Here is a 23,237-nt window from a genome sequence, read left to right on the forward strand (position 1 = left end):
GATATTCGGACCGGCGTGACGGTCATTTTCCCGCGCGGGAAGGCCAATCCCAAGCCGGTCTATGGCGGGTTCTTCGACCTTAATGGCAATGGCGAGATGACCGGCCGCGCCTATCTCGAGGATTTCGGCATCGTCCAGGGCCCGATCGGCATCAGCGACACCAATGCCGTCGGCCAGGTCTATGCCGGCATCCAGCAATGGAGCTCGAAGACGTTCGGCGAGGCGACCTGGCCGGTCGTCGGCGAAACCTGGAGCGGCTATTTGAACGACCTCGACGGCTTCCATGTTACGGCCGAAACGGCGATTGCCGCATTGGACGCCGCGAAATCCGGACCGGTCGAGGAGGGCAATGTCGGCGGCGGGACCGGGATGGTCTGCTTCGGTCTCAAGGGCGGCATCGGCACCGCGTCGCGCACCGTCACGGTCGAAGGCAAAAGCTATACGGTCGGCGTGCTGGTCCAGTGCAATACCGGCGACCGCAAGGTGCTCCGCATCGCCGGCGCCCCTGTCGGGCGGGAATGGACCAACCGCTGGCTGCCCTGCGCCGATCCCAAGCTGGCGGCCAAGCCCAACGATCGCCCTCCTTGCACACCGGATGGATCGAGAGGCGCTGCTCCGCCCGACCAGGGTTCGATCATCATAGTCGTCGGCACCGATGCGCCATTGATGCCGCTGCAATTGAACCGAGTGGCCAAGCGCGCTGCGATGGGATTGGCCCGGCTCGGCTCCTATTCGGGCAATTCCTCCGGCGATTTGATCGTGACCTTCTCGACCAATCCTGCAGAGGTGAACCACGAGGATCAGCAGCGGCCGAATCCTATTTCCCCGATCGGCAACGCCAGCATCGACCCGATCTTTGAGGCCACTGTTCAGGCCAGTGAGGAAGCGGTCGTCAATGCGCTGGTCGCGGCGAAGACGATGACCGGGAACAACGGCACCCGCTATTTCGGGCTGCCGCACGATGAGCTTCGCGCGATCCTGCAGCGCTACAACCGGCTCGAGGGGCCAGCGAAATGACCGACCTGCCACGCGTCACCTACTCGAACACCGGCGAGGATTTTTCCGGCGTCCACGCGCACCTCGACGCGATCATTCCCGAAGTGGAGGCGCGGTTGCTCGGCAAAAGCCGGCCCGCGCTGATCGGCGGGCGCGACCGCTCGGATGGCCAAACCTTGCCCGCGCACAGCCCGATCGATCGCGGCATCATCCTCGGCGAGTTTCCGCAGTCCGATGCAACGCTGGTTGACGAGGCGGTTGCTGCGGCGCGCGGCGCCTATCCGGCCTGGCGCGATCTCGGCTGGCCAAAACGCGTCGAGATTCTGCGTCGGGGCGCCGATGCGCTCGAAAGCCGCAAATGGGACGTTTCGGTCGCCTGTCTGATCGAGGTCGGCAAATCGCGCCTCGAGGCGGTCGGCGAGGTGGAGGAAGCGATCGACCTGATCCGCCACTATTGCGACGAGATGGAGCGGACCGACGGCTATCGGCAGGAGATGCCCGGCGCCTCGGCCGCCGAGCGGTGCAGCGTGGTGCTGCGTCCTTTTGGCGTGTTCGGTGTGATCGCGCCGTTCAATTTCCCGGTCGCGCTATCCTTGGGAATGATGTACGCGGCGCTGGTCGCCGGCAATACGGTCGTGTTCAAGCCGAGCGACGCCGCAGGGCTGACGGGCCGGCTCGTGGTTGAAGCACTGGTCGCGGGCGGGCTGCCTGACGGCGTGGCCAACCTGGTCCACGGTCGCCGCGCGACCGGCGAAGCGCTGGTCAACAACCCCGGCGTCGATGGTTTTGCCTTCACCGGATCCAATGCCGTCGGCATGACGATCCTCCGCAACTCGGCATCGGCCACCGCGATGCGTCCCGTATTGGCGGAAATGGGCGGCAAGAACCCCGTTTTCGTCACCGCCAATGCCGATCTGGCAATCGCTGCATCGGGCGTTGCGCGCTCGGCGTTCGGCCTGTCAGGGCAGAAGTGCAGTGCGGCCTCGAAGGCTTATGTCGCGCGCGACATTCTCGACGATTTCATGGATGCGTTGCTCGCGACGTCGGCCAAGCTGATGGTCGGCGACCCGCGCCGGCAGGACGTGTTCATGGGCCCGGTCATCAACGACAAGTCGCTGGAGCGGTTCATCGCCGCATCGCGCGATGCCGCGGCGGCGGGGTCGATCGTTGCCGGCGGCGAGCAGTTGGCGGGCGGCATTTTTGATGGCGGCCCCTATGTGCAGCCTACGATTGTCGCGGGCTTGCCAGGCGATCATCGCCTCAACCGCGACGAGCTATTCCTTCCATTCATCAGCATCCTGCCATTCGACGACCTCGACGCCGCAATCGCCGACGCCAACCGTAGCGAATTTGGTCTCACCGCTGGCGTCTACACCCAGGACCAAAGCGAACTCGACCGGTTCCTGGGGACCATCGAGGCGGGCGTGCTCTATGCCAATCGTGCCAGCGGCGCGACAACCGGCGCCTGGCCCGGATTCCAGACCTTCTGCGGCTGGAAAGGCTCGGGCACGACCGGGAAGGGCGGGCTCGGCAGCTGGTATGTCCCGCAGTTCATGCGGGAACAGAGCCACACCCTGTTCGGGTCGCAATGAACAAGCTCTACGATTCCCCCAAGGCTGCGCTCGCCGGCCTGCTCCGCGACGGCATGACCATCATGTCGGGCGGCTTCGGGCTGGTCGGCAATCCCGAAAGCCTGATCCCCGAGATCAGGGCCGCCGGGGTCACGGGACTGACGGTCATTTCCAACAACGCCGGGGCGGACGGGTTCGGGCTGTGGCAGCTGCTTCAGACCCGCCAGATCGCCAAGATGATTTCGTCCTACGTTGGCGAAAACAGGTTGTTCGAGCAGCAATATCTCGCCGGCGAGCTGGAGCTTGAGTTCAACCCGCAGGGCACGCTGGCCGAGCGGATCCGGGCGGGGGGCGCCGGCATCCCCGCCTTCTTCACCCGGACCGGCGTCGGCACGATTGTCGCCGATGGTAAACCGCATGAAGAGTTCGACGGCGAGCAATATGTCCGCGAAACCTGGCTCCGGGCCGACCTCGCAATCATCAAGGCCTGGCGCGCCGACACCTCGGGCAACCTCCAGTTCCGCAAGACGGCCCGCAACTTCAATCCGGTAATGGCCACCGCCGCGCAAACCACCGTCGTGGAAGTCGAGGAGCTGGTCGAGGCCGGCACGATCGATCCCGACTGCGTCCACACGCCGGGCATCTATGTGCACCGCATCGTCAAGAGCACGATCAACGAGAAGCGCATCGAAAAGCTGACCACCCGATCGCGCGAGGAGGAGGCCAGCTGATGCTTCGGCGCTCCGGCTTCGCCGCGATCCTGCTGTGCGCCGTGGCCGGCGCCGCCATAGCGGAACGCGAGCCGGTGCTGAAACAGGTCGACCTCCCGCACAGCTACTATTGGCGCGAACTCTACATCCCCCAGCTGACGACCGGCCCGTCGAGCGCCAGCTTCACCTCCGACGGCGCCGCGCTCATCTACAGCATGGGCGGCTCGCTGTGGCGCCAGGCGATCGGATCCGGCGAGGCGATTGAACTAACCCACCCGCGCGGCGCCTATGACTATCAGCCCGATGTCGCGCACGACGGGACCAGCGTTGTGTTCAGCCGCTATAATGGCGGCGGGATCGAACTGTGGCGGCTCGACCTGCAGAATGGCCGCGAGCTGCAGCTCACTTCCGGCGGCGCGGTCAATGTCGAGCCGCGCTTGTCGCCCGACGGCAAGCGCGTCGCCTGGGTCTCGACCCAAGGGACCGGCCACTTCAACCTGTTCATCGCCGATGTCGGCCCGAGTGGCCTGAGCAACGCCCGCCCCCTGCTTGGCGAGCGGCAGAGCAAGATCGCGCGGTACTATTATTCGGCCACCGATCACGCGTTAAACCCGTCATGGAGCCCCGATGGCCAGCGCATTTTCTATGTCACCAACAATGAGGTGGCCTGGGGCACGGGCGACATCTGGTCGGTCGCGGTCGATCATCCGCAGGACCGGCGCAAGCTGCTGAGCGAGGAGACCAGCTGGAGCGCCCGGCCGGAGGTTTCGCCGGACGGCAAGCAGCTGCTGTTCACCAGCTATCATGGCCGTCAGTGGAAGCAGTTGTGGGTGACGACGCCCGACGGAGCGGCTCCGCTGCCGCTATCGTTCGGCGAGTTTGACCGATGGAACGCGCGCTGGTCGCCCGACGGCAGGCGCATCGCGCTGATCAGCAATGAACTTGGCAATACCGGCCTTGTCGTGCGCGATGTCGCCGGTGGCGCCGAAGTCCCGATCGTTACGACCAATCGGCGCTATCTGCGCCCCACTGCGCGGGTGACGCTCGATGTCCGCGACGAACAGGGCAGGCCGGTCGCCGCTCGTATTTCGGTGGTCGGTAACGATGGCCGAGCAGCGGCTCCGGACTCGGCATGGATGCATGCCGATGACGGGTTCGACCGGAAGCGGCAATCGAAAGAGACGTACTATTTTCACTGCTTGTCGGCGTGCATATTCAATGTACCGCTGGGGAAGACCGAAATCTGGGTGCAGCGCGGGTTCCGTAACGCGCCCTGGCAGCAGACGATGACGTTTGTCGGCGGCAGTCCGAATGTCATGGCCTTGCTGGAGCCCGACGATCTGCCGCCGGCGTTCGGTTCGTTTGTCAGCGCCGATCTTCACGTGCACATGAATTACGGCGGGTACTACCGAGCAACGCCGGAGACATTGGCCGCACAGGCCCGCGCCGAGGACCTCGACATTGTCTACAATCTGATCGTCAACAAGGAGGAGCGGGTTCCCGACATTGGCTACTTCCGCGCCGATCCCGATCCGGCCAGCCGCGACGGCGTGACGATCTTCCACAGCCAGGAATTTCATACCAGCTACTGGGGTCACCTGGGGCTGCTCGGCCTTACCGATCATGTCCTGTCACCCGGATTCTCGGCCTATAAGAACAGCCCGCTGGCGAGCCCGTTTCCGGACAATGGCGCGGTGGCGGACCTGGCCCATGCCCAGGGCGCGCTTGTCGGCTACGTCCATCCGTTCGACACGGTGCCCGACCCGGCAACCGACACGTCGCTGACCAACGAGCTTCCTGCCGATGTTGCCAACGGCAAGGTCGATTACATCGAGATCGTCGGCTTTTCCGATCACAAGTCGACCGCCAGCGTGTGGTACCGGCTGCTCAACCTCGGTTACCGCCTCCCCGCAGGCGCGGGCACCGACGCCATGACCAATTACGCCTCGCTGCGCGGACCGGTCGGCATGAACCGCGTATTCCTCGACACGCACGGCGACAACAGCCCCGCCGGATATCTGGCGGCGCTCAAGGCCGGCAGGACGTTCGCCAGCAACGGGCCGCTGCTTGGCCTGATCGTCGACAGCAAGCGGCCTGGAGACACGATCGCACGGACCGCGCCGGGCAGGTTAAGCTATCGGATCGCGCTGCGTTCGCCGGTCGCGGTCGACCACCTCGAACTGGTCCGGAACGGCAAGGTGGTGAAGAGCTTCGCCCTGACCGGCGATCGCCGCAAGCTCGACGCTGTTGGCGAATTGCCGGTGGATGCCGGCGGCTGGCTCCTCCTTCGCGCCTGGAATGACGGATCGGACCCGCAAGTGCTCGATCTCTATCCCTACGCCACGACCAGCCCGATCTACCTTGACCTGCCCGGCGGCGCTCCGCCAGCACCGCAGGACGCCGCCTATTTCGTGGCCTGGCTCGATCGCGTGATCGACGCTGCCGAGCACCGCACCGACTATCGAACGGCGGATGAGCAACGGATCATATTGAACCATCTGCGCAAGGCACGAGATCGTTTTCTGGGTCAGGCAGCTACAGGCAAGTGAACTAGGCCTTTAGCTCGGCCGCCTTCATTTCCGCTTCGCGCTCGAACAGGCGAGCCATTTGCGCCATGCCGCCGAGATAGGGCGGAGGCACCCATTGGTCGCGGTAATTGGCCATCGCCGCGGCGCGGAGCGTCCACATCGGGTCGACCAGATGGGGCCGGGCCAGCGCCACCAGGTCTGCACGGCCCGCGGTCAGGATGGCGTTGGCCTGGTCGGGGTCGGTGATGTTGCCGACCGCCATGGTGGCGAGCCTGGCCTCGTTGCGGATCTTGTCGGAGAATGGCGTCTGGAACAGCCGGCCATAGACCGGCTGGGCGTCGGCCCAGGTCTGTCCCGCCGATACGTCAATCAGGTCCGCGCCGGCCTGGGCGAACGCCTCGCCGATCAGCACCGCTTCGTCAGGAGTGACGCCTTCGGCACCGGCCCAGTCATTGGCGGAGATCCGCACCGACATCGGCCGGTCCGCCGGCCAGGCTTCGCGCATCGCCGCGAAGACCTCCAGCGGATAGCGCAGCCGGTTCTCCAGGCTGCCGCCATATTCGTCGCTACGCTTGTTCTGCAGCGGCGTGATGAACCCGGAAAGCAAATAGCCATGGGCCGCGTGCAGCTCGATCATGTCGAAGCCGGCCTCGACACCCATCCGTACCGCGGCGACGAACTGGGCCTTGACCTCGTCCATCTCGACGCGCGTAATCGGCGACGGGCGCTGATTGGCCGGGGACCAGGCGACATCCGACGCCGCGACGACCGGCCAATTCCCGTCGGGGAGTGGAACGTCATAGCCTTCCCAGCCAACCCTGGTTGAGCCCTTGCTGCCGGAATGACCTAACTGAAGGCAGATTTTGGCCTTGCTGTTGGAATGAACGAAATCGACGATCCGCTTCCAGGCGGCAATATGACCATCGTTCCACATGCCGGCGCAACCCGGCGTAATCCTGCCTTCGGGCGAGACGCAGGTCATTTCGGTAAAGACCAGCCCGGCTCCGCCCTGCGCCCGCGCACCCAGATGGACCAGGTGGAAGTCGCCCGCCACTCCATCGACCGCCGAATACATCGCCATCGGCGAAACGACGATCCGGTTCTGTACCTCCATTTCGCGTAAGCGGAACGGCGCGAACATCGGCCAGGCGGCTTTCTCCTTGCCGGTCGCCCGCTTCCAGAAAGTCCGCTCGGTTTCCTCCAGCCAATCCTTGTCCCTGAGCCTGAGATTCTCGTGGCTGATCCGCTGCGATCGGGTCAGCAGCGAATAGGCGAACTGCCACGGCTCGAAGTCGAGGTAGCGCTCGACCGTTTCGAACCACTCGGTCGAATTGCGCGCGCTGTTCTGCAGCTTGAGCACCTCGAGGTTCCGCTCGGCCTGATATTCGGCCAGCGCCTCGATCCGGTCGAGGCCGGGACGATTGAGCACCTCGGCCAGCTTGATGGCATCTTCCAGCGCCAGCTTGGTTCCCGACCCGATCGAGAAATGCGCGGTATGGGCGGCGTCACCGAGCAGGATCAGCTTGTCATGGTGCCACCGCTCGCAAATGATCCGCCGGAACTTGAGCCACACCGCCGATCCGCGCAGGTGCAGGGCGTTGCTCAAGAGCGGCTGGCCATCGAGATATTTGGCGAAAAGCTTCTCGCACAGCGCAATCGCTTCGGGCTGCTCCATCCGGTCGAAGCCGAGCCCTTGCCAAGTCTCTTCGCTGCACTCGACGATGAAGGTCGAGCAGTCCTCGGCAAAGCGATAGGCATGGGCCCAGATCCACCCGGCCTCGGTTTTCTCGAACGCGAAGGTGAAGGCGTCAAAGGTCTTCGGTGTGCCAAGCCAGACGAAGCGGTTGGCCCGTTCCTGTATGTCGACCCCGAAATGCTCGGCATGGGCTTCGCGGAACCGGCTGTTGATCCCGTCGGCGGCAATGACCAGGTCCCAATCCCGCCAGGCAGCGAGGTCGGGATCGCACTCCCGCTCGAAATGTAGCTCCACGCCGAGCTCGCGAGCGCGCCCGGCGAGAATTTCGAGCAGCCGCTTGCGGCCGATGCCGATGAAGCCATGGCCCGACGACCGCACGCAGGCGCCGTGGATATGGACGTCGATGTCATCCCAATGGGCGAACTCGTCGGAAATGACCTGGCCGGACACCGGGTCGTTGGCCATCAAGTTCTCGACGGTCTGATCGGAAAAGACGACGCCCCAGCCAAAGGTTACGCCCTCGGCATTACGCTCGAACACATGGACCTCGTGCCGGGGGTCGCGCAGCTTCATCGATATCGCGAAGTAAAGGCCGGCCGGCCCTCCACCGATGCACGCAATCTTCAAGCTGTTTCCTCCCGCTCGCCCGATCATGCTAGCGAGGCGGGAGCGCGGATGCACCTGCCATCGCCAAATCCATTCAAAAGAGCCGGAATTGCGACTCAGCCCAAATCCGAGTCGCTCCGGAATTGGCTTCTGAAGCGCCCGATTTTCCCAAAGCGGGACGTTTCACGCACAATTTTTTCCACAAGCTCCAGCGCGGGTGGAATCTCGGTTGAATCACGGCCTATCCGCTCCCCGGACCCTGTTAACCTTTCAGTAACCCAAGTTATAAATTTAACGCGAATTAACTTTTTGCCTATTCCCCGAATCTATTCGCGAGCCTCCTCTGCGACAGTTCAGGCAAAACATACTGTATCTTTGACTTAGATTTCGTCGTTTCCATAAATATGAACAATGATTACTTAGTAGAAGTATCAATGTTAACCAAGAATTTCTAACGCGAAGTCACAGAATGAGCCGCGTCTCTTCTGCACGGAATCGGCCCAAGCTTGTAAATTTCACAATTGGGGTGTTTCTTTTGCCTTACGAGCGCGGGGGCGGTCTCGACTATTCGCGGCTGCATTAACCAATTCCGGTTAACGCAACGCCCCTGCCAGAACGCAATTAACGCGTCGCGGGCGATCCGCGGCGAAAAAGGCAGAGGTGGTTATGCGGTACGAAGATGCTTCGCACACGAGCGCGTTCCAGGGCCAAGGTCCAATCGCGAATGACGACACGGATCAGATGGCTGCTGGTGCAAAGAGCACAGCCACCGGCAATCTGATCACGGGCGAGGGGACCCAGACCGGTTCCGTCGGCGCCGACATTGCGACCGGCGGCCATATCACCGAAATCGCAGGCAAGGGCGGCGATGACTCGAACTTTGCCGGCGGCAAGCTCAGCGTCATGGGTGAATATGGCAAGCTCAGCGTCGATGCAGAGGGCAACTATTCGTACCAGGCCAACAAGGGCGTCGAGAACGTCCGCGACCGCTTCACCTACACGCTCGCCGATAGCAATGGCGCCACCGATACCGCAGCGCTGATCATTGAAATCGGCAAGACCCCGTTCGCCGTCAAGGCCGACGCCCAGCAGGTCATTGTCGGCCCCGACGGCGTCGTTACGCTGCCTGCCGGTGTCGAACTCAGCGACGTCCATGTTGTTGGTCGTAACCTTGTCGTCGATCTGCCCGACGGCACGCAGATGATCATCATCGACGGCGCGGTGTTCGTACCGCAGCTGGTGCTTGGCGGTGTCGAGGTTCCCTCGACCAACATTGCCGCGCTGCTGATCGGCCAGGAAGTGGCTCCGGCCGCCGGCGAAACGCCGCCGTCGAGCGGTGGTAACTTCGGGACTCCGCCGCCGCCGCTGGATCCGGGCGTGCCGCTCGGCGACCTGATCCCGCCGACCGAATATGGCTACACGCCGCCCGACGTTCGGGAGATCGGCGACATCCTCGACCGCGAGCCGAGCGCCGGCACGGCTTCGGCGCAGCTCGATGACGATGCCCAGGAGGGTGGCAATCCCGGCGGCATCGGCGACGTCGAGCCGACCCTTTCATTCGTCAGCGGCTCGCTGCCCGGATCGGGCGGCGATGGAGCGCTGACGTGGGACCTGCTGGCGAGCGGCAACCTGCCCGCCGGGTTCAGCTTCCAGTCGCAGGGTAATGGCGATATCTGGATCTTGCAGGGCGCGGATCACGTGCTCACGATCACGATCAATCCGGCTACCGGCGGCTACACGGTTACGCAGCTGCAGGCGATCGATCATCCGGCCGGCGGCGACGAGAACGATCTCAGCTTCATCATCCAATATTCGGTCACGGACCAGGATGGCGACGTCGCGATCGGAAACCTGACGGTCAACGTCGACGACGACACGCCTGTCGTCCATGTCGAGGCAGGCCCGGATGCGAATGTCATCCTGACGACCGACGACGCCGACACCGATGGCGACCCGACCGACAGCGATACCGACAGCACGTCGGCCAACTTCGGCGGTGTCTTCAGCGGCACCACTGTCTCCTTCGGCGCGGACGGCTCCGGACCGGGCACGAGCAGCACCTATACGCTGGCGGTGACCGGCCAGAATTCCGGCCTGACCAGCCATGGCGCGACGATCAACCTGTTCGTGGTTGGTGGCGTCGTGGTCGGCACGACCGCGGCGAGCGCCGGTGCCATCAATACTGGCAACACCATCTTCACCGTGGCGACGACCAATACCGGCGTCGTCACGCTGACCCAGCTCCAGCAGATCGATCATCCGATTGGCCAGGACCCGACCCCGTCGGGCGCGCCCTTCGCTGACCAATTCATCAGCATGGTCGACGGCTTCGTCACGCTGACGCGTGCCGAAACGGTGGTCGACGGCGACGGCGACCAGGTCACCGGTTCGGCGACCGTCAACATCGGCGCCAACCTCCACTTCACCGATGATGGTCCCTCCATCGGTCTCGCCGATCATGGCGAGCCGACGCTCAACGTCGACGAAACCAATCTCGGCACCAATGACAGCGCCAGCTTCGCCGCCAACTTCAGCGCCAATTTCGGCGCCGATGGACCGGCGGCCGCGGGTTCGATCACCTATGCGCTCGGCGTCAATGCCGGTGCGACCGGCCTGTTTGACACCGCTACCGGTGCGCAGGTCGTCCTCACCGTCGTCAATGGCCAGGTCGTCGGCACGGCCGGCGTGGGCGGTCCGACGGTATTCGTCGTCAGCGTCGATGCCAACGGCGTCGTCACGCTCGATCAGCAGCGCGCCGTGGTCCACGACATATCCAGTGATCCGGACACGAGCGAAGCCGCGACGACCATTCCTGACAATCTGATTACGCTGACGGCCACCGCTCACGATTTTGACGGTGATACCTCTTCGCAGTCGCTCAACATTGGTTCGAACCTGAGCTTCCATGACGACGGACCGACCGCGGCGTCGGGCACGACTGGCCAGAACGTCAGCGTCGACGAGACGGCGGGCGTCCAGGGCGACTCCAACGATACGACGAACGCCGGCGTCATCGCCCTGTTCGCCGGCGTCGCCGATGCCGGTTCCGATCCGGACATGTCGCCGCAATATGGCTCAAACGCCATTGCCGTCGTCAATTCGACCGGCAGTGTCTATGGCGCCGACGGCGCGGGCACGACCGTGTTCAGCCTCGATGTTTCGTCGGCTGGCGTCGACTCCGGTCTCGACACGACCGAGGGCTTTGACATCCTGCTGTTCAAGGAAGGCAATCTCATCGTCGGCCGCGTCGATGGCGGCGCCCACGATGGCGAGGCAGCCTTCGCGATTGCGATCGACCCGGCCACGGGCGTGGTCAGCATGGTCGAATATCTGTCGATCGACCATCCGGTGAACCCGAATCCCGACGACTCCCTGTCGATCGACAACGGCGCCATCCTGGCGACCGTGACGGTCACCGACAAGGACGGCGACTTCGACAGCAGCTCGGTCGGTATCGGCAGCCACATCCAGTTCCAGGATGACGGCCCGACCGTTGCGCCGACGCTCAACGTGCAGGCGACGGTGACGGTTGACGAGACCCTTCCGTCCAACACGCCGGGCATTGATACCGGCCTTATCCAGAAGGGTGACGATCCGGATCTCTCCGGCGGGCTCGCCATCGGCCAGGGCAACAGCGGCTCGGCGATTGTCGATCCGCATGCGGTGTTCGGCGCCGACGGCCCGGCCGCCAGCGGCAGCATCAGCTATGCGCTGAGCATCCTCAATGTGTCTTCCGGCCTAACGCTGACCGACGGCTCGCCCGTCAACCTGCAGCTGGTCAACGGCAACATTGTCGGCGTGGTCGCTTCCGGCACCTTCGCCGGCCAGGCGGCGTTCGCCATCTCGATCAACTCGACGACCGGCGTGGTGACGCTTGAGCAATATCTGTCGCTCGACCATCCCGTGAACCCGAACCCGAACGATCCGCTCAGCTTCGGTTCGAACGTCATTGGCGTCACGGTCACGGCGACCGACGGCGACGGTGACCCGGTGACATCGCCGGCAGTCGACATTGGCGGCCAGCTGACCTTCCTCGATGACGGTCCCTCGGCCAACAACGACACCGACACCACCAGCAACATCACCGACCAGGCGGACGGCAACGTCATCACTGGCGTCGGCACCAATGAGGGTGCGGCCAACCACGACGTCCCGGGCGCCGATGGTTTCGGTGCGATCACCAACCTGGTCGGCTTCAACGGCAGCACCGACGGCAACCCGTCGGGCGGCTTCGACGTGAGCGGCCAGTGGGGCACCCTGCATATGGATGCCTTCGGCCAGTACACTTACACCCGCACCGGCGGCGCCGGCGGCGCGACCGACACCTTCACCTACACCTATGTGGACGGTGACGGCGATACGGTGTCGGCCACTCTGACCATCACGCTGGCGGACAACACGCCGCAGGCAGGTAACGTCGATGTCGGGCTCGACGACGACGCGCTGGCGGGTGGCAACCCGGGCGGCATCGGTGACGACCCGAACTCGGTCAATGCGACGGGCTTCCTGCCGGGTTCCGGCGGCGATGCTCCGCTGGCCTTCGGTGTGCTCCTGACGGGCGCGCCGGCGGGCTTCACCTATGTTTCCGGCGGTGCCGGCGTCGTGCTCGTGCAGCAGGGCGGCGTGACGGTCCTGACGATCACCGTCAACAGCACGACTGGCGCCTATAGCGTCGTCCAGAATGCGCCGATCAACCATGCGGCCGGCAGCGACGAGAACAACCAGGCGTTCACGATCAACTACACCGTGACCGACTCGGATAACGACGTTGCACCCGGTACGATTTCGATCAGCGTCGACGACGACACGCCGACCGTGGCTGCGAACGCCGGCGTCCAGCTCGACGACGATGCGCTGGCCGGCGGCAATGCTGGCGGCGTCGGCGACGATGCCAATGCCACCAATGTCAGCGGCACGCTGTCGCACAGCTACGGCGCCGATGGCGCTGGCTCGATGGCCTACCTCACGACCGGCGCTCCGGCTGGGTTCAGCTATGCGCTGCAGGGCAATGGCGACCTGTGGGTGATGCAGGGTGCGACGCATGTCCTGACCCTGACGATCAATGCCACGACTGGCGCTTACACGGTCAGTCAGGTTGCACCGATCGATCATCCTGCCGGTCTCGACGAGAATAATGTCTCGTTCACGATCAGCTACTCGGTCACCGACCATGACGGCGACAGCGTCAATGGCTCGATCGTCGTCAATGTCGACGACGATACGCCGACGGCGACTGCCAATGCAGCGGTCCAGCTCGACGACGATGCGCTGACCGGCGGCAATGCCGGCGGCGTCGGCGACGTCAACCCGGATACGGCCAACACCAGCGGCACGTTGGCGCACAGCTATGGCGCCGATGGCGCTGGCTCGATGGCCTATCTCACCACTGGTGCTCCGGCTGGGTTCAGCTACGCGCTGCAGGGCAACGGCGACCTGTGGGTGATGCAGGGCGCGACGCATGTCCTGACCCTGACGATCAATGCCACGACTGGCGCTTACACGGTCAGCCAGGTCGCACCGATCGATCATGCGGCGGGTCTCGACGAGAACAACGTCTCGTTCACGATCAGCTACAGCGTGACCGATCATGACGGCGACAGCGTCACCGGCTCGATTGTTGTCGACGTCGACGACGATACGCCGACGGTTGCGGCCAACGCGGCAGTGCAGCTCGACGACGATGCGCTGGCCGGCGGCAATGCTGGCGGCGTCGGCGACGATGCCAATGCCACCAATGTCAGCGGCACGCTGTCGCACAGCTACGGCGCCGATGGCGCTGGCTCGATGGCCTACCTCACGACCGGCGCTCCGGCTGGGTTCAGCTATGCGCTGCAGGGCAATGGCGACCTGTGGGTGATGCAGGGTGCGACGCATGTCCTGACCCTGACGATCAATGCCACGACTGGCGCTTACACGGTCAGTCAGGTTGCACCGATCGATCATCCTGCCGGTCTCGACGAGAATAATGTCTCGTTCACGATCAGCTACTCGGTCACCGACCATGACGGCGACAGCGTCAATGGCTCGATCGTCGTCAATGTCGACGACGATACGCCGACGGCGACGGTTGTTGAGACGGTTCAGACAGTCAGCGTTGACGAATCTGTCGGCATCCAGGTTGACTCGAACGATACCACCTCGGCGGGCGTCATCGCCCTCTTCGCCGGCGTGACCAACACGGGCACCGATACCCACCTGCCGCAATATGCGCAGAGTGTAAGCGGCCTGGTCGCTTCGACCGGGTCGTCCTACGGCGCCGACGGCGCGGGCAACACGGTGTTCAGCCTGAATGTCTCGGCGGCGGGCGTCGACTCCGGCCTTAACACGACGGACGGTCACGACATCCTTCTGTACAAGGAAGGCAATCTGATCGTTGGTCGGGTGAGCGGCGGTGCCGATGATGGCAAGGCAGCTTTGGCCATCGCGATCAACCCGGCGACGGGCGTGGTCAGCATAGTCGAATATCTGTCGATCCAGCATACCAACACTGCCAATCCTGACGACTCCGTGTCGATTGCGGATGGCGCGGTCCTTGCGGTCGTTACGGTGACAGACTCGGATGGCGATTCAGCCACCAATCAGGTGGGCATCGGCAGCCAGATCCAGTTCCAGGATTCGGGACCGGTGATGACCACCGTGCAGAACATGAACATCCAGAACAGCGGCGACGTTGCCCACACGGCTGCCTTCGCCTTCAACCTGGGTGCGGATGGCGCGAACATTGCCACGAACGACGTCATCACCAACGTGACGGGTGGTGCGACGGTCGGCGGCGTTGCCGTGACGAACTGGATCCTGACTCCGGGCGCCGAAAATGCGACCACCGCGAGCTACTCGTTCAGCTTCGATTACCCGATTGGTGGCGGCAATACCGCGCACGAAACCGGTACGCTGGTGTTTGACAAGGTTGCCGGCACTTACACGGTCGACCTTGCCAACCCGATCCAGGGCGTCACCACCATCCTGCAGACCGCGACGGGTACGCTGTTCCAGGGCTATGAGCCTGGAACTTCGAACCTCGACGGTTCGCAGCCGGAAATCTCGGTCACGCAGATCCAGGACCTGGCCGGTACTGCCAACGACATCTACGTGCAGTTCACCAGCGTGGCCGAGCCGAGCTCGGGCACCGGGGACAATAACCTGGAGTTTAGCAATTGGGTCCCGGGTGCCAATAACCCTGCGCCGGTCAATGGCGGTGGCGACACCACCTGGAATGCGGGTCAGCTGTTCAATCAGGTGGATAGCTGGGTGTCGACCTCGAACGATGCCAATGGCGTTGCAGGTGATACGATCCAGGGCGGCGAGGTGCTCGACTTCAACCTGGTCCAGGGTGCCAACCCGACCGGCATCCTGGCTGATCCCAGCACCTATGCGCAGGCTTCGTCGATGTTCCTGAAGTTCGACGGCATCGGCTCTGGGGAAGACATGATTGTCATCCTCAAGGTCTATGACACCGTCGCGCACACCTATTCGACCGTGGCGCTGATGGTTCAGAACTCGGACATCCAAAAGGGCCCGGGCTCGGGTCCGGGGATCTACTCGGGCATCACGCTCGACAACAATGACGGCCTGATCGTCATCGAGCCGAACGATTATCAGCAGGGCAATACCAACCTGGTGATTGTCGGCGCGCAGATTTCGGGTAGCGATGAAGGGCTCACCGGAACGGCACTCGACTTCAACTACGGTGGTGTTCTGGGTGTCGCCAGCACGGGCACGCAGGCCTTCTCGACCGACACCAACGACGGTCCGTTCAAGATCTCGTCGATCGGCTTCACGACGGTGTCGACCACGCCCCAGAACGCCCAGCTCGACTTCAACGTTACGGTAACCGATGGCGATGGTGACTCGATCACTCAGGCCATCTCGGCGACCGTCACGCCGGCAGTCGACTCGGTGAGTGCAGCCACCATTCCGGCGGCCAACACCACGGTCGCTCCGGTCGTGCTCGACCTCAACGGTGACGGCGTGCAGTTCCTCGCCGCCGATGCCGGGGTCCGGTTCGACTATAATGGCGACGGCGTGAAGGAGGCCACGGCCTGGGCTGGCCCGACCGATGGCATCCTGGTCCTCGACGCGAACGGCAACGGGACCGTCGATGGAGCCGGCGAGTTCGTGTTCGGTTCAGGCAGCGTCACCGACCTGCAAGGGCTGCGCGCTCTCTATGGCGACACGCTGGATGCAAATGATGCTGACTTCGCCAAGTTCGGTGTATGGCAGGATGCCAATTCGAACGGCGTGGTCGACGCGGGCGAATATAAGAGCCTGACGGCGGCCGGCATCACCAGCATCAACCTGGTCAGTGACAACGTCACCTATACCGCAGCTGGTGGCGACGTCGTCGTGGCCGGCAGCTCGACCTACACCAACGCGGACGGGTCAACTGGTACGGTTGCCGACGCCAGCTTCTATGTCGGCCGCGCGGCGGTTGATGAACAGACGGCGCTGAGCAGCTCGAGCAGCAGCATTGCCATCGCGGCAGCGGTTGCGGCGGCCGGCTTGGCGGCAAGCCAGCCAGCGGCGGCTTCGCCGGCCGATGAAGCTGATCACGGCCAGACAGTTGCCGATGCGGCCGCGAGCGTTGGCCCGGCGGTGGTAGCGGCAGCTGATGACGCTTCAGAAAGCCGTTCGGCCCTGTCCAACGAGGCCAAGGAAGCCGCCGACGATGTGGTGCAAGCCGCCTCGTCGGGTCATTCCGATGCCTCGGCGGAATCGAGCCATTCGCTCGACGGCAGTCAGGCTGCTGCGGCGGCCAGCTCGAGCCACGCTCCGGCCAACGATCAGGGACCGGCGGCTGACGCAGCTGCTGCCAGCCCGGTCGCTCCGGCGGTGGCGATGGTTTCGGCCGCGGCGCTGCAGGCTGCTGGCCTGGACGGCAATGCCCAGCACAGCGGTTCGGTCGAGAAGATCGTTGCCGAGGCGCTCGGCCAGGGTAACGGGCATGGCGCCATCGACGCCATTCTCGATGCTTTCCATGGCGGAAATGGCAGCGGCGCGGCGATTGCTAATCTGGCAAGCGCCGGAGCCAACGCCGTCTCGGCTTGGGACATGGCATCTAATGGGGGTTCCGCTGGGGCCACCGAGATGCTGATGAAGGTGGGTGCCGAAATGCTCCACCATGACATGGTTCTGCCAACCCACAACGGCTGAACCTGGTAATGGCCCTCCCTGGTGGACGGGGAGGGTCTTTGCCTCTGACCAGAAGGGGGAAGACATGAAGAGGAAGCACTGGACGTTGATCGTTCCCGGGGCGGTGCTGCTGTGCGCATCACCGGCATTCGCGGTCGATCTGAGGGAGGCCGTCCAGGCCGCCCTCAATACTAACCCGGAAATCCGGCAAGCTGTGCACAACAAGCTAGCCACGAAGGAAGAGCGGAAGCAGGCCGAAGGGACCTGGTATCCGACCATCTCCGTCGAAGGTTCGGCAGGTTTGCGCAAGCTGCGCAACCCGACCCGCCGTTCGCTCGGCATTGCCGATCAGCGGCTTGAGCCGGTCGAGGGCTTTGTCGTCGCCGACCAGCTGCTGTGGAACTCGGGCGGCCGTGTCGCCGAGATCAAGCGGCAGGCTTCGCGCACCGATGCAGCCGCGGCCCGCATCGAGGAGCGTAGCGAATTCGTCGCGCTCAACGTCAGCCGTGCCTACATCGACTATCTGCTGCAACAGCGGCTGGTGGCGATTGCGCGCGACAATGCCACTTTCCATGAGCGGCTTGCCGCCGACCTTCGGGAAGGCGTCGCTCGCGGCTCCATCTCGGTCGCCGACCAACAGCAGGCGGAAGAGCGGCTTCAGGCTGCCCGGACGCGGATCACCGAGGCGAATGAGGATCTCGACACTGCCGCGATCCAGTTCCAGGCGCTGACCGGCGTTCCGATCGACGCGGTTAACATGCCGCCCGATCTGTCCGGGATGGTTCCGGCAACGCTGCCGGAGGCCGAAGAAATGGCCCGCCAGAACAACCCGCGCGTTCAGGAGACCTTGGCCGACCTCAATACGTCGCGCCAGGAAATCAAGACCGCGCAGGCCTTGCTCGGGCCACGCTTCAACGCTGAAGCGACTGCCCGCTATGGCGACGACATCGATGGCTTCCAGGGTCGCACCAGCGACCTTTCGGCGCGCATCGTGATGCGCTGGAAGATCTTCGACGGCTTCGCCAACACGGCCAATGTCCGCGAACAGAAGCAGCGCGAGAATGAAACTCACGCCCGGCTGTTCGAACGGACCCGCCAGGCCGAATCCGATGTGCGTGAAGCGTGGAGCCGCCTGACCAACCAGACCCGGCTGGCCGGCGAACTTGAGACGCAAAGCCGCGTCACCGACGACCTGCTGCTCTCCTATCGCGAGCAGTTCAACGTCGGCCGCCGCTCGCTGCTCGACGTGCTCGATGCGCAGAATACGCGCTACAGCGTCCAGGCGTCGCTGGAGACGGCCCGGATGGCCAAGCTCTATGCGCAATATCGCGTGCTGGCGGCTACCAACAAGCTGATCGAGTCGCTCGGCGTCCAGATGCCGGCCGAAGCGGTCATGAACCAGCGTGCGAAGTTCGACGTCAATCCGATCCCGCCGGAAGACCGGCAGGAGAATAGCTTCCCGTATCCGGTAATGGGTCCGCCCTCGACTGAGGCGGCTCCTGCTCCGGCCGAGCCGGCACCGGCTCCCACGGGCGGCCAGTAAGGTATGAAGGGGACGGGTGTTGAGTATCATGCAATGGCTGGATTCCGCGCCGTCGCGTGAGATCGACCCTGTCCTCGACTGCCTGACCTTCCTCGCGCGCCGCGCAGACAGGCCGTCTTCCCCGGTCTTGCTACGTGCGGGGTTGGCGCTTTCGGCCACGGGCACGCTGCCGTTCCACCAAGTCGAGTCCGCGCTCGAACAAGTGGGAATGCGCGGCGAGCCCGTGGTTCGCCGCCGCCTTGCCGGCTGGCGGCTGCAACAGCTTCCCGCGATCGTTGAACTCACCGAAGAGCGCGCCATCGTCCTGCTCGAGATGAAGGCTGGCGAGGCGCTGGTCTATGCGCCCGGCACGGCCGAGCCGATGTGGGTCCCGGTCAGCGACTTCGAAGAGAGTTTCACCGGCCATGCGGTGGCGATCGAACCCGATCCGACCGCGGAGCGGGCCGGCGAGCGGCCCTGGGACAAGGCCCGCCGGACCCATTGGTTCTGGTCGGAAGTGTGGAAGGTCCGCAAGGAATTCTGGCCGGTCCTGCTGGCCGCGCTGATCGTCAACCTGCTGGCGCTTGCCGTGCCGCTGTTCACGATGAACGTCTATGACCGGGTGATCCCGAACAAGGCCGTGCCGACCCTGTGGGTGCTGGCGCTGGGCGTGTTCCTCGCGCTCGGCTGGGATTTCATCCTGCGCATTGCGCGCTCGCAGGTGGTCGACGAGATCGGCCGGCGGCTCGATGCCAAATATAGCCAGAAGCTGTTCGAGAAGGTGATGAACCTGCCGATGGCCGAACGGCAGGGCTCGACCGGCGCGTTCGCCAAGCGGGTCAGCGAATATGAAGGCGTCCGCGACTTCTTCGCGTCGACCTCGGTCGTGCTGATCGTCGATATCATGTTCCTGCTGGTGTTCCTGGTGCTGATCACCATCCTTGCCGGGCCGCTGGTCCTGGTCCCGATTTTCGGCATCGCGCTCATGCTCGGTGCGGGCGTGATCTTGCAGCGGCGAATGGCCGGCGCAGCACAGGATGCGCAGGCCGACAGCTCATTGCAGCACTCGGTGCTGGTCGAATCCATCGCGGGAATTGAAACGCTCAAGGCGGCCCGTGCCGAGGGCCAGATGCTCGGGCGCTGGCGCCGCTATGCCGCCATGTCGGCCGCAACCCAGGAAAAGCTGCGCCGCCTGACCGCGGTCGCGGTCAACCTCGCCTCGATCAGCCAGCAGGCGATCAGCGTCGGGCTGGTGGTCGGTGGCTTCTACCTGTTCAACGACGGCAAGATCACGATGGGCGCAATCATCGCCATCGTCATGCTGGCCGGCCGCGCGATGTCGCCGATCGGTCAGTTCGCCTTCCTCATCACTCGCGCTCGCCAGTCGATGACGACGCTGGATTCGCTGCAGCGGATGATGGATGCCACCGACGAGCGACAGGTCGCCGCACGCAGCATCGTGCCGGAAATCCGCGCCGGGCATCTGGAGATGAAGGGCGCGAGCTTCCGCTATCCCGCCGCCAGCATCGACAGCCTCAGCGAAATCAATCTCAAGATCGATCCGGGCGAGCGGATTGCCATTATCGGCCGCGTTGCCTCGGGCAAGTCGACCCTGGGCCGGCTGATGTGCGGCCTTTATGCGCCGACCGACGGCGAGATGCTGGTCGATAACCTCGACAGCCGCCAATATCACCCGCATCAGCTGCGCGAATCCTTCCGCTACGTCGGGCAGGATGCCGAACTGTTCTCCGGAACGGTCCGCGACAATCTGATGCTTGGCGCCGCCAAGGCCGACGATCAGGACTTGATCGACGCCGTGGTCCGCTCGGGCGCCGACATTTTCTTGTCGCGCGACGCGGCCGGCTTCGACCGACCGGTTGGTGAGCGCGGCGCATTGCTGTCCGGCGGCCAGAAATCGCTGCTGGTGCTGGCGCGCGCGCTGGTCACTCCGTCGAAGCTGCTGTTCCTCGACGAGCCGACCGGGGCGATGGACACGCAGACCGAGCTCTATTTCATCGAGAAATTGAAGGGCGCGCTGGCCAAGGATCAAGCCTTGGTGGTGTCGACCCATCGCCACAATATGCTGTCGATCTGCGACCGGCTGATCGTGATCGACGCCGGCAAGATCATCGCCGACGGTCCGCGCGACCAGGTGCTGGGCAAGCTGTCGGCTGCGGCGGCCGCGGCAAAGGGGGATGCGGCGCAATGATCGCCATCCGTTCCTTCAGGCCCAACCGGCGTCACCTCGGCTTTGCGACGGCCCTGCTGCTCGGCGGCCTGGTCGGGAGCACGACGCTTTCGCTGCAGTCCGGCGAGGCATCGGCGACCGTTACCATTGCGCCATCGGTTGCCCGGTCGCTGATTTCCGCGACGACTGGTGAGCGCCTGATCGAGAATCGGGCGACCGGCGACCAGGCCAGGCTGATCAATGCATCAAGGCCGTTCAGCCGGTCCCCAGTGTTCGCGTCGCGTCCATTCGACCTCTCAAATTCGGATCCGCTCGACCGGCGCCGGGCGCTGCTGTGCATGACCCAGGCGATTTATTACGAAGCAGGGTTCGAGCCTCTCGAAGGCCGCCGCGCGGTTGCCCAGGTGGTGATCAATCGCCTTCGTCACCCGGCTTTTCCAAAGTCGGTCTGCGGCGTCGTCTATCAGGGCGCGCGCGAACCAGTTTGCCAGTTCAGCTTCGTCTGTGACGGCTCGCTCTACCGGCGCCCGGTACTCGGCGCGTGGCAGGAAGCGGAGCGTGTCGCGGCCGCCGCGCTTGACGGCTATGTCGAGAAATCGGTAGGCGCCGCGACTCATTATCATGCCGATTATGTCGCGCCCTATTGGGCGCCGCAGCTGGCCAAGATCGTCCAGATCGGCGCGCATATTTTTTACCGCTGGCCGGGCGCTTGGGGCTCCACCGCCGCGTTCACCGGCCGTTACATCGGCGAGCCGGCCGATCCGCTGTCGCTTCGCCCGCCGCTTCGCCAGGCAGTATTGACCGACGGCAGCATCGTCCCGGTCGACGATCCGGCACTCGCAGGGCCGCCCGTTCCGCGCGCTGAAAATGATGTTGGCGGCTTGCTCGACACGTCCAAGGGATGGACTCTCAACATTCCGATGCCCTCGGACAGCAATTCAGCATCCAAATCGGTCGCTGACCATCAGGCCAAGGCACCAGCGCCGGTCGTGTTGGCGGCGCGTTAAAGAGTAAGGTTCGGACAATGGCCACGCTTCCCTTCCAAGGACCCGCCATCGGGCGGCGGCGAGAGCCCCTAACCGGGGCGCGGCTGATTATCGTCTCGGTAACCGTCGGCTTTGCCCTGTTCCTGCTGTGGGCGATGCTGGCGCAGGTTGACGAGGTCACCAAGGGCCAGGGCAAGGTCATCCCGTCGAGCAAGATCCAGCTCATCCAGGCGCCCGCGCCGGCGTCGATCGCCGAGCTGCTGGTTCGCTCGGGACAGCGGGTCAAGCGCGGTCAATTGCTGGCCCGTCTCGACAATCCGGAAAGCCGCTCGATCGAGGCCGAAACCGAGGCGCTGCAGGCTCGCTCGGCGCGTCTGCAGGCTGAAGGCACCGGTGCGTCCACCCAATTGGGCGGCGAGGAAGCGACCTTGAGCGCGGTCCGGCGCCAGGCGCTGTCGAGCCGCGTTGCCGCGTTGCGCGCATCGGCCGAGCAGCGCCGCCGCGACGCAGCAGAAGCCGCAGCGACGATCAGCTCGCTAACCCGCAGCCTGGCTCTGGCCCAGGACAATGTCGACCGGCTGGCGCCGCTCGCCGCCAAGAACATCGTTCCGCAGACCGAGCTTGCCACCGCGCAGCGCGAAGTAGTCGACCTGCAAGGCCGGATTGCCGCGGCGCGCGAACAGCAGGGCCGCGCCATGGCGGCGGTCAGCGAAGCCAATAGCCAGGCCAGCGAGGCCTCGTTCACCTTCCGCCAGGATGCGCTCAACGAGGCCAGCCAGGTCAACCAGAAGATCGCGGTCAATGAACAGTCGCTGCGCGGCACCGGCGGCCAGTCGGGGCGGCTCGAGCTGCGCTCACCGGTCGACGGCGTCGTCAACGACGTCCAGGTCACCACCATCGGCGGCTTCGTCCAGGCTGGTGAAAAAGTGATGGAAGTAGTGCCGATGGGCGAGAAGCTGCTCGTCGAGACCCGCGTCAAGCCGAGCGACATTGCTTTCATCAAGGTTGGCGACAAGGCCTTGGTCAAAGTCACCGCCTATGACTTCTCGTCCTATGGCGGACTTCAAGGCAAGGTCGTCCAGGTTTCGGCCGATAGCATTTATGACGAGAAGGAACGCGAAGCCTACTTCATTGTCATCGTCGAGACCGACAAGAGCTATCTGACGGCCAAGGGTGTGCGCCTGCCGATTACGCCCGGCATGATGACCGACACGCAGATCATCACCGGCCGCAAGAGCATCCTTAGCTATTTGCTGAAGCCGGTCCTCAAGGCGCGCAGCGACGCGCTTCGCGAGCGCTGATCAC

The 23,237-nt window shown here is 64.2% G+C and carries 10 protein-coding genes; 9 read left to right on the forward strand and 1 reads right to left on the reverse strand.

Features of this window, described 5'->3' with window-relative positions; translation table 11 throughout:
• The 4 genes from Q0C64_RS06035 to Q0C64_RS06050 all read left to right on the forward strand — a co-directional run.
• On the forward strand, positions 1–1,017 hold a 1,017-nt coding region (locus tag Q0C64_RS06035; protein ID WP_294121522.1), incomplete at its 5' end, for a P1 family peptidase.
• Positions 1,014–2,588, forward strand: coding sequence for an aldehyde dehydrogenase family protein (locus Q0C64_RS06040; protein ID WP_294121524.1), 1,575 nt, complete (start codon positions 1,014–1,016; stop codon positions 2,586–2,588). The genes Q0C64_RS06035 and Q0C64_RS06040, both read left to right, overlap by 4 nt.
• Positions 2,585–3,298 carry a CoA transferase subunit A gene (locus tag Q0C64_RS06045; RefSeq protein ID WP_294121527.1) on the forward strand — a complete coding sequence of 238 codons (714 nt, stop codon included), beginning with the start codon at positions 2,585–2,587 and terminating at the stop codon, positions 3,296–3,298. The genes Q0C64_RS06040 and Q0C64_RS06045 overlap by 4 nt, the downstream gene beginning before the upstream one ends.
• Positions 3,298–5,826 carry a CehA/McbA family metallohydrolase gene (locus Q0C64_RS06050; RefSeq protein ID WP_294121529.1) on the forward strand — a complete coding sequence of 843 codons (2,529 nt, stop codon included), beginning with the start codon at positions 3,298–3,300 and terminating at the stop codon, positions 5,824–5,826. Before Q0C64_RS06045 ends, Q0C64_RS06050 begins: the two co-directional genes overlap by 1 nt.
• A gap of 1 nt (position 5,827) precedes the next feature.
• Here Q0C64_RS06050 and Q0C64_RS06055 read toward each other — a convergent pair whose 3' ends face one another.
• Positions 5,828–8,155: a bifunctional salicylyl-CoA 5-hydroxylase/oxidoreductase gene (locus Q0C64_RS06055; RefSeq protein WP_294121531.1), complete on the reverse strand. Its 2,328-nt coding sequence runs from the start codon at positions 8,153–8,155 to the stop codon at positions 5,828–5,830.
• Between the two features lie 693 nt (positions 8,156–8,848).
• Here Q0C64_RS06055 and Q0C64_RS06060 point away from each other — a divergent pair.
• The 5 genes from Q0C64_RS06060 to Q0C64_RS06080 all read left to right on the forward strand — a co-directional run bounded on the left by Q0C64_RS06060 (position 8,849) and on the right by Q0C64_RS06080 (position 23,233).
• Positions 8,849–17,257, forward strand: coding sequence for a DUF5801 repeats-in-toxin domain-containing protein (locus Q0C64_RS06060; RefSeq protein ID WP_294121532.1), 8,409 nt, complete (start codon positions 8,849–8,851; stop codon positions 17,255–17,257).
• A gap of 64 nt (positions 17,258–17,321) precedes the next feature.
• Positions 17,322–18,779: a TolC family protein gene (locus tag Q0C64_RS06065; protein WP_294121534.1), complete on the forward strand. Its 1,458-nt coding sequence runs from the start codon at positions 17,322–17,324 to the stop codon at positions 18,777–18,779.
• A 28-nt stretch (positions 18,780–18,807) separates the two neighbouring features.
• Positions 18,808–20,967: a type I secretion system permease/ATPase gene (locus Q0C64_RS06070; protein WP_294121560.1), complete on the forward strand. Its 2,160-nt coding sequence runs from the start codon at positions 18,808–18,810 to the stop codon at positions 20,965–20,967.
• Positions 20,964–21,953: a cell wall hydrolase gene (locus tag Q0C64_RS06075; RefSeq protein ID WP_294121537.1), complete on the forward strand. Its 990-nt coding sequence runs from the start codon at positions 20,964–20,966 to the stop codon at positions 21,951–21,953. Before Q0C64_RS06070 ends, Q0C64_RS06075 begins: the two co-directional genes overlap by 4 nt.
• A 17-nt stretch (positions 21,954–21,970) precedes the next feature.
• Positions 21,971–23,233, forward strand: a complete 1,263-nt coding sequence (locus Q0C64_RS06080; RefSeq protein ID WP_294121540.1) for an HlyD family type I secretion periplasmic adaptor subunit — start codon at positions 21,971–21,973, stop codon at positions 23,231–23,233.
• Positions 23,234–23,237: the final 4 nt, after the last annotated feature.

Source organism: Sphingomonas sp., assembly GCF_023266535.1.
Taxonomy (GTDB): domain Bacteria; phylum Pseudomonadota; class Alphaproteobacteria; order Sphingomonadales; family Sphingomonadaceae; genus Sphingomicrobium.